Genomic DNA, 636 nt, shown 5'->3' with positions numbered 1-636 from the left:
AACCTCGCACTGGAAATAGCCTGTTTCCAAGATTAGAAATAATCCCGAAGCGATAACAGAACATTATCGCTGTTTTCAGTATGCCTTAATTTTGAAAAAGAGGCGATAAAGTGCGGAAAATCACTCACTTTTTGTCGTATTCGTGAGGCTTGAAGCCAAAAAATGGCTGATTCCAGATAAAAATTTCTGGTAGATTCTGAACACCACGATGAAGTGCGGAGCAATTCGCGCTTCTATCTGCTTAACTTAATGACATTGCAAAAATTTCGTAACCTTTTGAAATTTGCATGGGCTTAGATCCTCCGGTTCCAGTCGATATTCTGTATTCGACTAGAACTGGAGGATTTTATGCATAATTATCTGTTTTCCAAATCCCGTGAACTGAATCAGGAACAGTGGATGAACCTGGTTGATCAATACCAGGTGTCAGGTCTGACTCAGGCTGGCTTCTGCGTCCAAAACGGCCTGGCTTTATCCACCTTCCAGTACTGGCGCAGAAAAGCTGCCGTCGTATCGCCTGCTTCAGCGGCTCTTGAATTCGTAGAAATTGACAGGACGGTCTTCCTGGATTTGGAAGGATCAGACGAGAGTCCAAAGCCGGTGATTGAAATCACTGACAGCGACCGAACGATCCGT

1 protein-coding gene is annotated in these 636 nt (G+C 44.2%); it reads left to right on the top strand.

All coding sequences use genetic code 11. The features are described from left to right. Positions 1-348 precede the first annotated feature (348 nt). Positions 349-636: IS66 family insertion sequence element accessory protein TnpA (tnpA, locus tag BO222_RS04835; RefSeq protein WP_198931970.1), on the top strand; the 288-nt coding region annotated here is incomplete at its 3' end.

Source organism: Ileibacterium valens (assembly GCF_001945525.1).
In the GTDB taxonomy this organism is placed as follows: Bacteria; Bacillota_I; Bacilli_A; order Erysipelotrichales; family Erysipelotrichaceae; genus Ileibacterium; species Ileibacterium valens.
This window is presented reverse-complemented; position numbering and strand designations above follow the sequence as displayed.